Origin of the sequence: Streptomonospora litoralis (assembly GCF_004323735.1) — a bacterium.
GTDB classification, from domain to species: domain Bacteria; phylum Actinomycetota; class Actinomycetes; order Streptosporangiales; family Streptosporangiaceae; genus Streptomonospora; species Streptomonospora litoralis.
Window position 1 is genome coordinate 3,483,039 of the sequence record NZ_CP036455.1, and the last position, 14,629, is coordinate 3,497,667.

Annotated in this window: 7 protein-coding genes; 3 read left to right on the top strand and 4 right to left on the bottom strand. The window is 75.2% G+C overall.

Annotated elements, in window-relative coordinates; all coding sequences use genetic code 11:
* The first annotated feature begins 27 nt into the window (after positions 1–27).
* Positions 28–414: a hypothetical protein gene (locus tag EKD16_RS14830; RefSeq protein ID WP_131098929.1), complete on the top strand. Its 387-nt coding sequence runs from the start codon at positions 28–30 to the stop codon at positions 412–414.
* A gap of 94 nt (positions 415–508) precedes the next feature.
* Here the strand turns inward: EKD16_RS14830 and EKD16_RS25400 are convergent, their stop codons facing one another.
* Both EKD16_RS25400 and EKD16_RS14840 read right to left on the bottom strand, forming a co-directional pair.
* Positions 509–712: a zinc-ribbon domain-containing protein gene (locus EKD16_RS25400; protein ID WP_165498576.1), complete on the bottom strand. Its 204-nt coding sequence runs from the start codon at positions 710–712 to the stop codon at positions 509–511.
* 568 nt (positions 713–1,280) lie between these two features.
* Positions 1,281–2,501, bottom strand: coding sequence for an arginine deiminase (locus tag EKD16_RS14840; protein ID WP_131102580.1), 1,221 nt, complete (start codon positions 2,499–2,501; stop codon positions 1,281–1,283).
* Between the two features lie 188 nt (positions 2,502–2,689).
* Here EKD16_RS14840 and EKD16_RS14845 point away from each other — a divergent pair, with 188 nt between their 5' ends.
* The gene (locus EKD16_RS14845; RefSeq protein ID WP_131102582.1) at positions 2,690–3,634 is read left to right on the top strand and encodes an EamA family transporter; all 945 of its coding nucleotides are present in this window, start codon (positions 2,690–2,692) and stop codon (positions 3,632–3,634) included.
* Positions 3,635–3,736: 102 nt separating this feature from the next.
* Here EKD16_RS14845 and EKD16_RS14850 read toward each other — a convergent pair whose 3' ends face one another.
* The gene (locus tag EKD16_RS14850) at positions 3,737–4,288 is read right to left on the bottom strand and encodes a MarR family winged helix-turn-helix transcriptional regulator (RefSeq protein WP_131098931.1); all 552 of its coding nucleotides are present in this window, start codon (positions 4,286–4,288) and stop codon (positions 3,737–3,739) included.
* Positions 4,289–4,488: 200 nt separating this feature from the next.
* On the opposite strand from EKD16_RS14850, the gene EKD16_RS14855 reads away from it, so the two are divergent.
* A complete protein-coding gene (locus EKD16_RS14855; protein ID WP_242676980.1) occupies positions 4,489–6,696 on the top strand; it encodes an MMPL family transporter in 2,208 nt (735 codons plus the stop codon).
* A gap of 448 nt (positions 6,697–7,144) precedes the next feature.
* Here EKD16_RS14855 and EKD16_RS14860 read toward each other — a convergent pair whose 3' ends face one another.
* Positions 7,145–14,515 (bottom strand): type I polyketide synthase, encoded by a 7,371-nt coding sequence (locus tag EKD16_RS14860; RefSeq protein WP_131098932.1) that lies wholly within the window; start codon positions 14,513–14,515, stop codon positions 7,145–7,147.
* Between the last annotated feature and the right edge of the window lie 114 nt (positions 14,516–14,629).

Genomic DNA, 14,629 nt, shown 5'->3' on the forward strand with positions numbered 1-14,629 from the left:
GGGACCGCACGCCGATAGCGTGGTGCAGTGGAGATCATCGGTGTGCCCCTGGTCACGCTCATCCGATCGCTGGGGCCGCCGCTGGTGGTACTCGCCGTCGGCGCGGTCCTGCTGATCCGCCGCCGTGTGGTGCGCGCCCGGCTGATGTGGGCGGCGCTGGTGGTGCAGCTCGCGGCGGCGGTGCTGCCCTTCGCCTGGCTGCTGCTGCAGGTCGGCACCGGTCTGGGCGGCCGGACCGTGGTGGGCCTGGCCATGATCCTGGTCCAACCGGGCGTGGAGGCCCTGGCCTGGTTGCTGGCGCTGGGCGCCGTCGTCGCGGCGGCGCCGCGCCGCCGGGCCGGGCGGGAGCCGTCGGCGGCGCCCCCGGAATCAGCGGACCGGGACGGCACGGAGACCGGCTCACCCCGCACCTGACCACGCTCTGCCTTTCGAAGCCATTCACCGGGAGGTGTCGTCCTGAGGCACCGACGGCGATCCGGTCGCCGCCGAGTTCGCCGCCACCTGGCGCTCAGACTTCGACGGCGGCGCCACAGATGCCGCACATCTCGAATTGGCGGCGATTCCACCGTACGACCGGGACGAAGAACAGCGTGAACTGCTTGAACTCCCGCATCCGCACCCACTGCGTGGCGTTGCCGCACCGGGGGCAGGTCCGGTGCTCCCCGGGGCCGAGGCGCTGCTGTTTCGTACCGAATCCGAAGAGGATGAACACCCTGCCAGCGTAGGGGCGATCCTCAAGTCGCGGTCTGGGCTGGGCGGTCCCCGTCCAGCCACCAAGACCAGCCACCTCGACGCCACGACCGAGGCCCGTCCCTAGTAGTACTTCGTCAGGTGTGTCGTCGGTAGCCGTGGGCGGCCCCATACCCCGCAGGGCGAGCAAGGCGGCTCGGGTCCGCTGGGCGGCCTTGCGGCCTGCCGGGCGGCGGGTGGTCCGGGGAAGGCGGCGGCGAAGGTGGCAGCGGGGCCGGGCCCGCGCCCACCGGGCGGGGTGCCCGCCGGTGGCGCGCCCGACGCCGCGCCGAGAGCGGGTTCCGGGCCGGATTCGGCGCCGAAAGCGGTTCCCGAGACGCCGCCGTTGGGGCCCGGGCACCCGCGTGTCCGTTATGCCGGGTTGCGCGGCATCTATTGCGCGGAAATCACCACATCCAAGGCCGATTCCTGGTGATTTCCGCGCAATAGATGCTGACCGGGCCGGACCGCCGTGCGGCGCCGAGGGGCGGCCTCCCTCGATAGGTCGGCGCAGACGGGAGGGGCAGACCCGCCATGCGCAGGCCCGCGCCTCACCCCTCGCGCTCCAGCGGGCAGGTCATGCAGTGCGGGCCGCCGCGGCCGCGGCCGAGTTCGCTGCCGCTGATCTCCAGCACCTCCACGCCGCGCTTGCGCAGGTAGGCGTTGGAGGTCGCGTTGCGCTCGTAGGCGACCACCACACCGGGCTCCAGCGCGAAGACGTTGCAGCCGTCGTCCCACTGCTCGCGCTCGGAGGAGAACACGTCCTGGGTGGGGGTGAGCACCTGGATGTCGTCGACCCCGGCGGCCTCGGCGATGGCAGCGTGCATGCGCTCGGGCGGGTGGTCGGTGACCTTCAGCTCCTTGTCGGTGTCGCCGGGCTCGATGGTGTAGGAGGGCAGCATGCCCAGGCCCGCGTACTTGGTGAAGACTCCGCGGTCGACGCAGGTCATCACGGTGTCCAGGTGCATGATGGCGCGCGCCTTGGGCATCCACAGCCCCAGCAGCCGCTCGGCGCCGCCGCGGGCGAACAGTTCGTGGGCGAGCATCTCCACGGCCTGGGGCTGGGTGCGCTCGCTGAGGCCCACCAGCACCGAGCCGTTGCCGATCGGCATCACGTCACCGCCCTCGATGGTGGCCGGTCCCCACGCGTGGCCCGGGTTCCACAGCTCGAAGGCGGCACCGGCGAACAGCGGGTGCCACCGGTAGACGGCCTCGTAGTGGATGGTCTCGCGGCGCCGCGCCTTCTTGCGCATGGCGTTGATGGACACCCCGCCGCCGATCCAGCAGGAGGTGTCGCGGGTGAAGAGGTGGTTGGGCAGCGGCGTCAGCACGAAGCCGTCCAGGTCCAGGGTGTGGAACCACACCGACCGGGGCTCGCCGATCCGCTCCAGCAGTTCGCGTTTGGTGATGCCGCCGATGAGGAACCGGCACAGGGTCGCCGGGTCCATGGCGTCGAAGGCCGAACGCAGCGCGTCGACGGCCATGGGGCCGAAGAAGCGCTGGTCCCAGATGCAGTCCAGGACGTAGGCGCGGGCCTCGGGCAGCGCCAGCACGTCTTCCAGCAGGTCGCCGAAGAGGTGCACCTCGGTGCCGCGGGCGCGCAGCAGGGCGGTGAAGGCGTCGTGCTCCTGGCGCGCCCGCTCGGCCCACAGCACGTCGTCGAACAGCAGCGCGTCGTTGTTGGAGGGGGTGAGCCGGCTCAGTTCCAGGCCGGGCCGGTGCACGATGACCTGCCGCAGCCGCCCCACCTCAGAGGTCACCCGAAACGCCATGGACTCCTCGATTTCCCTTCGGATCACGCGTGCGCGATGCCGGTCAGCATTCCGTCCTTCCGCGTGTCCGAAACCTCCCGGAGGCGCCTGTCCGGGCTGTGCGGAGGCCGCGGCCCGCGCCGGGCGGGCGCGGCATAGGATGGGCGCCCGTGAGTGCGAACGCGGGGGTGAACTCGTCCGGTGGTCCCATCTGGGGGCGGCTGCCCAGCGGCGCCGGGCTGCTGCGGACGGCGGGCGAGTCGATTCCGCCGACGTGGTTCGTGCTCGTGGGCATCCTCTCGGTGCAGGCGGGCGCGGGCATCGCGAGCCGGTTGTTCGCGGTGCTGCCGCCCAGCGCGGTGGTGTGGCTGCGGCTGCTGACCTCGGCGGTGGTGCTGCTCGCCCTGGCCCGCCCGGCGCTGCGCGGGCGCTCGCGCGCGGACTGGGCGGTCGCGATCGGCTTCGGCGTGTGCCTGGCGACCATGAACTTCGCCATCTACCAGTCGTTCGCCCGCATCCCGCTGGGCATCGCCGTCACCATCGAGTTCCTCGGCCCGCTGTCGGTGGCGGTGCTCGGGTCGCGGCGCCGGATCGACCTGCTGTGGGTGGCCCTGGCCGGGGCCGGGGTGGTGCTGCTGGGCCGCAGCGACGGCGACGTCACACTTGCGGGCGTGCTGTTCGCGCTGCTGGCGGGCGCCGCGTGGGCGGGCTACATCCTGCTCAGCGCCGCAACCGGGCGGCGGTTCTCCGGCATGTCGGGGCTTGCGGTGGCGAGCGTGGCGGGCACGGTGCTCGTCGCCCCCGCGGGCATCGCCGCCGGCGGGTCGGCGCTGCTGGACCCCCGGCTGCTGCTGATCGGGCTGGCGATCGGGCTGCTGTCGTCGGTGGTCCCCTACACCTTGGAGCTGCAGGCGCTGCGGCGCATGCCGCCGCGGGTGTTCGGCATCCTGATGAGCCTGGAACCCGCCGCCGCGGCGCTGGTGGGGCTGGTGCTGCTGGGCGAGTTCCTGTCCGTGTGGCAGTGGCTCGCCGTGGGCTGCGTGGTGGCCGCCAGCGTCGGGGCCACGCGGCGTCCCCGCGCGCCCGGTAGGGACCGTGAGCAGCCCCGGCCGCAGTCGGCGACCGACGACGCGCCCGAGGCCGACGGCGGCTGACGGGGTCGCCGGCGCCGCGGACCAGGAAGCCGTGGTCGTGCCGCTGCGGTACGGACCGAAATCCCTCGGCGTCAGTCGAGGGAGCGCGTCAACGGCCGCGGATCAGTCCGAGTCGGCGCCGCCGCCTTCGCGCCTGCGGCGGGAGGAGGCGTCGGGGGCGGGCCCGGTGGCGGTGGCCACCTCGTCCAGCACGGTTCCCGCCCTGGCCAGCCACGCGGCGATGAGTTCCAGTTCGGCCTCGCTGTAGCGCTCGTGCATCGCGCTCATCGCCGCGCCCAGGCCGGTGGGCGTTCCGGTGCGCACCGTTTCCGCCTCCTGCGGGTACACCACGACCTTGCGCCGGTCGCGGGGATGGCGTTCGCGCCGCACCAGTCCGCGCCGGGCCAGGCGGTCCACGACCACGGTGACCGAGCCGGTGGTCAACCGCAGCCCGTGGGCGATCTCGCCCGGTGTCATCGGTCCGCCCACCCGCAGCAGCGCGTAGCACTGGAAGTCGGTCGGATTGAGGTCGGAGTCGGCCGACATGGCGTGCAGCAGCCGGATCAGCCCCGCGGCCAGGCGCTGCCCGTCGTGCCGGATGGCCGAGTAGAGGTCCTCGCGCGAACGCGGGCGCTCTGCCGGCTCCCCGTCGTCCTCGCTCGGTGCGGCGTCCATCGTGCTCCTCGTCCTGCCCCGGCACCGCCCCGGGCGCCTTGCGCGGCCCCCGGCCCACTCACGGTTCCCTGGCGAGTCTAGGACCTCGGCCGAACCGGCCCGACGGCGCGCGCCGGTGCCGGACATTCGCTTGATTTTCGAGTAAATTGGTTTCCGAGCTAAAGTGGTCGCGGTCCACTCCCGAGGGAAAGGGGTCGGCGGTGCCCGACACACGCACGCCGGACGGGTCCACAGCGCTGCGGCGGCGCCTGTGGTTGGCCGCCGCACTGGTGGTGGCCCTGGCCTGGATCGCGGGCGCCGGGCCGCTGGGCTCGTTCGTAGGCCGGCTTTCAGCGGTGCAGACCAACGACCAGTCGGCGTTCCTGCCGCTGGGCGCGGAGTCCACGAAGGTCCGCGAAATCGAGGAGGAGTTCCGCGAGCAGGACCGCGCGCCCGCCTTCATCGCCTACACCGACGAGGACGGCCTCGACCCCGCTGCGCTGCGCGCCGACGCGCGCGCCGTCGCCGGCTCCGAGGTCTCCGGCGGAGCCGTCGCCGGTCCCCTCTTCGGCACCGAGGACCACGGTGTCGCCCAGCTGATCGTGCCGCTTTCCGCGGATCTGGAGGAGACCGAGGCGGTCGACCGGCTGCGCGCGCTGCTGGCCGACAGCGCCACCGAGGACGGCACCGAGGTGCTGGTCACCGGGCCGGCCGGGTTCGCCGCCGACCTCTCCGCCGCCTTCGCGGGCATCGACGGGACGCTGCTGGCCGTGGCGCTGGCAGCCGTGCTGGCCATCCTCGTGGCGGTGTACCGCTCGCCGCTGCTGCCGATCACGGTGATGGCAGCCGCGGTGCTCGCCCTGGGGCTGGCGGCCGCCGTCGTCTACGCCGCCGCCGCGGCCGATGTGCTGGTCCTCAACGGCCAGAGCCAGGGCATCCTGTTCATCCTGGTCGTCGGCGCCTGCACGGACTACGCGCTGCTGATGGTCGCCCGCTACCGCGAAGCCCTCGCCGACCACCCGCAGGCGCTGCCGGCGCTGCTTGCGGCGTTGCGCTCCACGACCGCCCCGATTCTGGCCTCCGGGGGCACGGTCGTGCTCGGCGTGCTGTGCCTGCTGGCGAGCGACCTCGCCTCCAACCGCAGCCTGGGGCCGGTGGCGGCGCTGGGTGTCGCGGCGGCGATGGCCACCGCCCTGACGTTCCTGCCCGCCGTCCTCCTGCTGCTGGGGCGGGCGGCGTTCTGGCCCGCCCGGCCGCGCTACCGGCCGCGCTCGGCCGCGTCCGCCGAGGAAGGCGGGACGGACGCCTTCCGGGCCGCGTGGGCCCGCCACCGCGTGTGGGGACGCGTCGCCCGCGCGGTGGGCCGGCGCCCCCGCGCGGTGTGGGCCGCCACGGCGCTGGCGCTGGCGGCCGGAGCCGCCTTCGCGCCGACCTTCCCGGCCCAAGGCACGTCCACCAGCGACATCTTCCGCACCGACGTGGAGGCGGTGCGGGGCCAGGAGGTGCTGCAGCGGGGCTTCGGCACCGACGCCGCGTCCGCGCCCGCGGTGATCGCCGCCGACGCCGGGCACGCCGGGGACGTCGTCGCCGCCGCCGAAAGCGTGGCGGGGGTGACCGGAGCGCGCCCGGTCACCGAGGCGGGCGGGCCGCCCGCGGGGGCGGCCGCGCAGGCGCCCCCGCCCGAGGCGCCGCCGAAGACCGTTGACGGACGCGTCCTCGTCGAGGCGAGCCTGAACGCGCCCGCGGAGTCGCAGCGGGCGGTGGAGATCGTGCGCGAGCTGCGCGCCGAGGTGCACGCCGTACCGGGCGCCGACGCCCTGGTGGGGGGCACCGACGCGGTCCTGCTGGACACCTTGGAGACCGCCCAGCGCGATCTGGCGGTGGTGGTGCCGCTGGTGCTCGCCGTGGTCCTGGCCGTGCTGGTGGTGCTGCTGCGATCGCTGGTGGCGCCGCTGCTGCTGGTAGGCACCACCGTGCTGTCGTTCGCGGCGGCCCTGGGCGTGGGCGCGCTCGTGTTCGACCACGTGCTGGGGTTCCCCGGCGCCGACCCGGTCGTGCCGCTGTTCGCGTTCGTGTTCCTGGTCGCTCTGGGCATCGACTACAACATCTTCTTGATGACCCGGGCCCGGGAGGAGGCGCTGCGCGAGGGGCACCGCACGGGTGTGCTGCGCGAGGGGCACCGCACGGGTGTGCTGCGCGCGCTGGCGGTGACGGGCGGGGTCATCACCTCGGCGGGTGTGGTGCTGGCCGCCACGTTCGCGGCGCTGGCGGTGATCCCGGTGCTGTTCCTGGTGCAACTGGCGTTCCTGGTGGCCTTCGGGGTGCTGCTGGACGCCCTGGTGGTGCGCTCGCTGCTGGTGCCGGCCCTCGCCCTGGACGCGGGCCGGTGGACGTGGTGGCCGAGCCGCCTGGCACGCGGCGGGCGCTGAGTCCTGGTTGGGAGGGCCAGGTGCCCGCCGGTGGCGGCACCCGGCGGCGCGGCTCGGGTCCGCTGGGCGGCCTTGATGGTCTGCCGGGCGGCGGGTGTCCTGGGCGGAAAGGCGGCGGCAACGGCGGCGGCCCCGTCCCGCCTGCGCGAACGCCGTCTCGCTCCCGGGGGGCGGGCGAGCCGCGGTGCGGGATCGGGCACGCCCGCGCGCTCGATGCAGCGGAAACCGGCATAACCGACATTGCGACACCTGTGTCCCGCCGCCTCTCCTTCAGGCGGCCCGCTACCCGGCAGACCGCAAGGCCGCCCAGCGGACCCGGGCCGCCTCCACCGCTCACCGGGATCAGCCGCGGCCACCGACGACGCACGTAACGAAGTACTACTAGCTAGACGCCCCGCCCCCTGCCCCGCCCGGGGCGGGCGAGGGCAGGGCTGTGCGCGCTGTTCGACTACTGCCCCCGGCGGCTGAGGCCGCGCACCCACTCCCCCACTGCGGCGGCGGTGGGCTCGGCGTGGTCTTCCAGCATGGTCAGGTGGTCTCCGGGGACCTGGAGGGCGTCGTGCGGCAGCGGCCATGCGAAGCGCCACAGCGCGTCGGCCATGGGGGCGCCGTCGCTGTCGGTGACGGGGTCCTGCGGCCGCACCAGCGCCGTGGGAGCGGTGGTCGGCCGCGGCGACCAGCCGTCGAACAGGTCCAGGTAGCCGCCCATCGCCGTCGCGCGGGCCGCGTCGGTGAGCCCCAGTTCCCGGTCGCGTTCGATGATGCCGCCCCCGATCAGCGGGATCAGCGCCGCGTCCTCGGGCAGCGGCGTGTCCAGCAAAACCAGGCCCGCCGGGCGGCGGCCGCGCTGGTCGAGCAGCTCGGCCACCGCGTGGGCGACCCAGCCGCCGGAGGAGCGGCCCACCAGGACGCCCGGTTCGGCGCCGCACACCTCCTCGACCGCCGCAACCTGGACCTCTGCGGCGGCTCGGACCGAGCCGGGCAGTTCCTCGCCGCCGGCGAAGCCGATATGGGGCAGCACGTGGACCTCGCACATGCCGCGCAGGGCCGCCGCGAAGCGTGCGTACTCGTGCGGGCCGGAGACCATGACCAGGGAGGGCAGGCACAGCAGCCGCGGGACCGCGCCCTCCCCCATCAGCAGGGACGGCGGCGGCTTCGGGCACCGGTCCTCGTCGAACCTCGGGCGCAGCCGGGCCGCGGCGCGCAGCATGCGCAGGCCGTCCTCGGCGCGATCGACGGAGCAGGCGTGGCGGAACAGCTCGACGATGCTGTCGTCGCCTCCGCCCGAGGAGCCCGGCGGTTCCGCGTTCCGGCCGGGCTCGGACCCGTTGCCCGGCGCCTGGGCGGTTCCGTCGAGCAGTCGGCGCAGATCCGCGGCCAGCTCGCGCGGCGTCGTGCTGCTGAGGACGGCGCCGACGGGCAGCCGCGCGCCCACGGCGGACGCCAGCCGGTTGCGCAGTTCCACCGCCGTCAGCGAGTCCAGGCCCGACTCCAGGAAATTGCGCTCGGCGCCGACGAGTGTGGGATCGGAGTGCCCCAGCACGCCCGCCGCGTGCCCGCACACCACATCCAGCAGTATCTGCGTGCGTTCGGCCGCGGAGCGGGACGCGAAGTCGCGGGGAAGCTCGCCGGAGGGCCCCCCGGTTCCGCCGTCGGCGGCCGCCGCGCTGCGCCGGGGCGGCCGGACGAGGCCGCGGAACAACGGCGCCACCTCGCCGCTCGTGCGGGCTCGGGCGCGCAGGCCGGCGACGTCGAGCGGCACCGGGACCAGATGCGCCTCTCCCGTGGCGAGCGCGGCGTCCAGCGACTCCAGCGCCCGGTCCGTCTCCAGCGCCCCGGCGAGGCCCTGGCGGCGCATCCGGGCGATGTCGGCCTCGCCCAGCCCGGCGCTCAGTTCACTCCGGTCGGCCCACAGGCCCCAGGACAGGGAGGTGGCGGGCAGTCCGCGGCTGCGGCGGTGGACGGCCAGCGCGTCCAGGTAGGTATTGGCGGCGGCGTAGGCGGCCTGGCCGGCGGCGCCCAGCACCCCCGCGCCCGAGGAGCACAGCACGAACGCGGCCAGCGGCAGCTCGCGGGTCAGCTCGTGCAGGTTCCAGGCGGCGTCGGCCTTGGCCGCCAGCACCGGCGCCGCGCGTTCGGCGGTGAGCCCGATGACCGGCGCGTCGTCGAGGACTCCGGCGGCGTGGACTACCGCGGTAAGGGGCCTGTCGGCGGGCACGCCCGCGACCACCTCGGCCAAGGCGGCGCGGTCGGTGGCGTCGCAGGCGGCGATGTCGACCTCGGCGCCCAGGCCGCGCAGCTCCGCGGCCAGTTCCCGGGCGCCGGGCGCGTCCCAGCCGCGCCGGCTGAGCAGCAGGAGGCGCCCGGCGCCGTGGTCGCGCACCAGGTGGCGGGCGGTGAGCGCACCCAGGCGCCCGGTCCCGCCCGTGACGAGCACCGTGCCGGAGGGGTCGAGCGCCGCGGGGGGCTCCAGCACCAGCTTGCCGATGTTGCGGCCCTGCTGCAGGAAGCGGAACGCCTCGTGGGCGCGGCCCATCGGCCAGGCTGCGGCGGGCAGGTGGGCCAGCGCTCCCCGCTCGAACAGGCGCAGGATCTCGCCGAACATCTCCTGAATGCGCTCGGGGCCGGCCTCGCCGAGTTGGAAGGCGCGGTAGGTGGTGCCGGGGTGGTCGGCGGCGGTGGCGGCGGCGTCGCGGACCTCGGACTTGCCGATCTCGATGAAGCGCCCGCCCGGGGCCAGCAGCCGCAGAGAGGCGTCGATGTGCGCGCCCGTGAGCGAGTTGAGCACCACGTCCACGCCGCCGTCGCCGCCGAAGGCGTCCTCGTACTCCAGTGCGCGGGAGTCGGCGATGCGGGTGTCGTCGACGCCGCAGCTCCGCAGCACCGGCCATTTGCCCCGGCCGGCGGTGGTGAGGACCTCGGCGCCCAGGTGGCGGGCCAGCTGCAGGGCCGCCTGGCCCACGCCGCCGGCAGCGGCGTGGATGAGGACCCGCTCGCCCGGGCGCACCCCCGCCAGGTCCACCAGCGCGTAGTAGGCGGTGAGGTAGGCGATGGGAGCGGCCGCGGCCCGGGTGTCGCTCCAGTGGTCGGGGACGGCGGCCAGCGTGCGGCGGTCGGCGACGCCGACGGTGCCGAAGGCGCCGTGCATGATCCCCATCACCCGGTCGCCCGGCGCGAGGTCGGTGACGCCGGGGCCGGTCTCGGCGACGACTCCGGCGCATTCGGTGCCGAACTCGTATTCGGCGGGGAAGATGCCCAGGCAGAGCATGACGTCGAGGAAGTTCAGTCCGGCCGAGCGCACCGCGACCCGCACCTCGCCCTCGCCGAGCGGGCGGGTCGCCGCCGGGTTGGCCACGGCGTTGAGCCGCACGGTGCCGTCTCCGGCGGGTTCGAGGCGCCACGGCTCGCGCCCCGGCGGGAGCACCCGGGCGGATTCGGCGACCGCCAGGCGCGGGACGTAACCGGCGCCGCCGCGGAGCGCGACCTGGTCCTCCTCGGCCGCCAGCGCAGCCGCGAGTGGGCGCATGTCGGCCCCGTGCGCGGCGTCCGCTTCCCATTCGGCGTCGACCAGCGCGAACCGGCCGGGGTGCTCGCTCTGCGCGGACCGCAGCAGGCCCCACAGTGCGGCTCCGGCGAGGTCGGGCTCCGCGGCGCCGGCGGTCGGCACCCCGCTCACCCGCCCGTGCGATTCAGGGGAGGCGGACTCCGCCGCCGGGGCCGTGTCGACCGCGACCGCGCCGGCGGTCACGACCGCCAGTCGTGCGGGGGCGAAGCGGTCGTCGGCCAGCCAGCCGTGCACCAGCGCCAGCACGTCGCCGACCGCGGCGTGTGCGGCGGCGGGTTCCGCGCAGGCCGGGCCGGCGCGGTACAGCACGACCTCGGGGACCGGCGCGCCGGCGTCCACGGCCGCGCGCAGTTCGGCCAGGTCGGCGTAGTGGGCGTCCACTCCGTCGGGCCGGGCTCCGCTGAAGGGCGTGCCCAGCGTGGCCCAGCCGGCGGGCCCGGTCCCTTCGGCGGCGGCCGGAATCCAGTCCACGCGGTAGAGGGGCTGGTGGTCGCCCCCGCCGCCGGCGGCCGCGGCGAGCGGGCGGGAGGTGAGGGCCTCGACCGTCAGCACCGGGGCACCCCGGGGGTCGGCGGCCTCCACCGCGAACGTCTGCTCGTCCAGCGGGGTCAGGCATACCCGCAGGGCGGTGGCGCCTTCGGCGTGCAGCCGGACGCCTTCCCAGCTGAACGGGAGCCGCGGCGCCGGCTCCGCGGCGTCGTCGGCCGCGTCGTCCAGCAGCACAGCATGCAGCGCGGCGTCGAGCAGCACCGGGTGGATCCCGCACGCCGCCGCCTCGCCACCGCGTTCGGCGGGAAGGGCGACCTCGGCGTAGAGGCGGCCGTCGTGGCGCCAGGCGGCCTGGAGGCCGCGGAAGGCGGGCCCGTAGGAGTAGCCGCGCTTCTCCAGGTCGGCGTAGGCGCCGTCCACCGGCAGGGGTTCGCTGCCGGGCGGCGGCCAGGGATCGGTCGGGGTGATCGAGGTGACCCAGGCGGTGCCGGGGGCGTCGTCGGGAGCGAGGACGCCTTCGGCGTGCACGGTCCAGGGGTCGTCGAGGGCCGGCCCGGCGTCCGCAGCGGGGCGGGGCCGGGAGTGGACGGTGACGGCGCGGCGGCCGTCCTCCCCCGGATCGTCGACGCGGATCTGGACCTGCACCGCGCCGGTCTCGGGCAGCCGCAGCGGGGTGTACATGGCCAGCTCCACCAGGTGCGGGCAGCCCGCGTGGTCGCCGCCGCGCAGCGCGAACCCGGCCAGGGCGGTTCCCGGCAGCAGGAGCTCGCCGCCCAGCGCGTGGTCGGCCAGCCACGGCGTCCGGTGCACGGCCAGTTCGCCGGTGAGCAGGAAACCGCGGGTTCCGGCACGGGAGACGGCCGCGCTCAGCAGCGGGTGGTGCTCGGTACCGGCGCCGGCGGCGGGGGCGGCGCCGGCGGCGGGCGCGGCCCAGTAGCGGCTGCGCTGGAACGCGTAGGTGGGCAGGTGGACGGTGCTGCGGGCGCGCTGGGCGAAGAGCGCGTCCCAATCGGGTGCGCAGCCGTGCGTGTAGGCTTCGGCCACGGCGAAGGCGAACCGGTCCGGTCCCCCTTCGTCCCGGCGCAGCGTGGCCACCACCCGGTGCTGTGCGTCGGGCGGGGTTTCGGCCGACTCGACGGTGCGCGCCACCGCCGGCCCCATCACCGGGTGCGGGCTGATCTCGACGAACACGCACCGGTCGGCTTCGGCGAGCGCGCGCACGGTCGGTTCGAAGAGGACTTGGGAGCGCAGGTTCGCGAACCAGTACCCGGCGTCCAGTTCGGCGCCGTCGACGACCTCGCCGCGCACGGTGGAGTAGAAGGGCACGCTGCCCGAGCGCGGGGCCAGTCCGGCCAGCTCCGCGGCGATGGGGCCGCGCAGCACCTCCATCTCGGCGGAGTGGGAGGCGAAGGCGGAGGCGACGAGGTGGGCTTTGACGCCCTCGTACTCGTACTCGGCCAGCACCTCCTCCAGTTCCTGCCGGCGGCCGGAGATGACGACGGACTCGGGACTGTTCAGCGCACCGACGCTGAGCCGGTCCCCCCACGGGCGGATCCGCGCGGCGGCCTCCGCGGCGGGCACCGGGACCGCCAGCAGTCCGCCCGTCTCGATCAGCGGGATGGACAGGCGGCTGCGGGCGGTGACCACGCGCGCGCCGTCCTCCAGGGAGAGGGCGCCGCTGACGCACGCGGCGGCGATCTCGCCCTGGGAGTGGCCGACGACGGCGTCGGGGCGCACACCCGACGCGGACCACAGCTCGGCCAGGGCCACCATGACCGCCCACAGCGCCGGCTGCAGAACGTCGACCCGCTCCAGTGGCGGCGCTCCCGGCACGCCGCGCAGGACGGCGCTCAGCGAGAAGTCGACGTGGGGCGCCAGCGCCTGCTCGCAGGCCATGATGCGGTCCCGGAACAGCGGGGACTCCTCGATGAGCCGGGCGCCCATCTCGGGCCACTGGGCGCCCTGCCCGGGGAACACGAAAACCGTCGCGGTGTGCTCGCCGGGGGAGCCGCCGACGCCGCGCACGGCTTCGGGCGGGGTTTCGCCGCGGGCGAGGGCGGCCAGCGCATCCAGGTTGCGGACGCGGTCACCGCCCAGCACCGCGGCACGGTGCTCGAAACGGCTGCGCGTGGTCGCCAGCGAGAACCCGACGTCGTCGACCCGGGCCCCCGGATCGGCACCGAGGTGCTCATGCAGCCGCCGGGCCTGGTCCCGCAGCGCCTCCGGTGAGCGCCCCGACACCAACCAGGGCAGCGGCGCGCCGCAATCGGGGGTGAACGGCGAATCGCCGCGCGGGCCGGGCCGCGGGCCCGGAGCCGCCTCTCGGTCCGGGTCGGCGCCGCCGGCGGCGAAGCCGTAGGAACGCTCGGGGGGCGCTTGTTCGACGACGGCGTGCGCATTGGTCCCACTGATCCCGAACGAGGACACACCCCCCACCCGCGACCCGCCACCACACACCGGCCACGACCGCCCCTCCGGCGCCGCCACCACCCCCAACCCCCGCCAATCCACCAACTCCGAAACACCCCCGGCCACCCCCGGCGAAGGCGCCACCTCCCCCCGACCCAGCGCCCCCACCAGCGCAATCAACCCCGCAACCCCCGCAGCCGCCTGCACATGCGAGATATTGGCCTTCACCGAGCCCAGCACCACACCCGACCCGGCAGCCCCATAAACCGCCCCCACCGCCTGCGCCTCGATCGGATCCCCCAACCGGGTCCCCGTCCCATGGCCCTCCACCACCCCCACCGCCTCGGGGCCGACGCCGGCGTCGGCCAGCGCCGCCCGCAACACCCGCTCCTGGGCCGCACCACTGGGCGCCGACAACCCGTTACTCGCCCCGTCCTGATTCACCGCACTGCCCCGCACCACCCCCCACACGCACCGCCCCCGCGCCAGCGCCACCGACAACCGCTCCAGCACCACCACACCCGCGCCCTCACCGAACCCGGTGCCCTCAGCCCCCGCACCGAACGACCGGCACCGCCCATCACGCGACAAACCACCCTGTCGGGAGTATTCGATGAAGACGCCCGGGGAGGAGGCGACGGACACTCCGCCGGCCAGAGCCAGCTCGCACTCGCCGCGGCGCAGCGCCTGCACCGCCTGGTGCAGCGCCACCAGCGACGACGAGCACGCCGTGTCCACACTCACCGCCGGCCCGCACAACCCCAGCGCATACGCCAACCGGCCGGAGACGACACTGCTCGCGTTGCCGGTGAGCACGTAGCCCTCGGCCTCCTGGGGCCAGTGCGCCGCGGCGCTCAGGTAGTCGCTGTTGGTGACGCCGATGTAGGTGCCGGTGCGGCTGCCCCGCAGCGAAACCGGGTCGATCCCCGCCCGCTCCACCGCCTCCCACGCCGTCTCCAACACCACCCGCTGCTGCGGATCCATCGCCAGCGCCTCCCGCGGCGAAATCCCGAAGAACCCCGCATCGAACTCCGCCGCACCGGCCAGGAACCCGCCCCGCCGCACATAACTGGTCCCGCCCCGGCGCAACTCCGGGTCGTAGAGCCCTTCGACGTCCCACCCCCGATCGGCCGGAAACTCCGAGGTCGCATCACCCCCGGCCGCCACCAGCTCCCACAACTCCTCCGGCGAACCCACCCCGCCCGGCAACCGGCACCCCGCCCCCACGATCGCCACCGGCTCGGCCGCCGCCGACTCCGCCTCGTGCAACCGGCTCCGGGTCTGCTGCAGTTCACGGGTGACACGCTTGAGGTAGTCGAGCAGGCGCTGCTCTTCGGGGGTGCGGTCGTCGGTCATCTCTGCCCCTATCGTGGCTTCATCGCTGGGGAGTGTGGCGCCGCCGCGTGCGGCGGCCGCTGCGGGATCGCGTCGGCGGTGTTTGTGTTTATCGGCGGGGGAACCGGGCGCGGG

What these genes read in the sequence shown, in the direction of transcription:
- EKD16_RS14840 (WP_131102580.1), bottom strand. Translation starts at nt 2,501, where the DNA reads ATGGCGTTTCGGGTGACCTCTGAGGTGGGGCGGCTGCGGCAGGTCATC.
- EKD16_RS14850 (WP_131098931.1), bottom strand. Translation starts at nt 4,288, where the DNA reads ATGGACGCCGCACCGAGCGAGGACGACGGGGAGCCGGCAGAGCGCCCG.
- EKD16_RS14860 (WP_131098932.1), bottom strand. Translation starts at nt 14,515, where the DNA reads ATGACCGACGACCGCACCCCCGAAGAGCAGCGCCTGCTCGACTACCTC.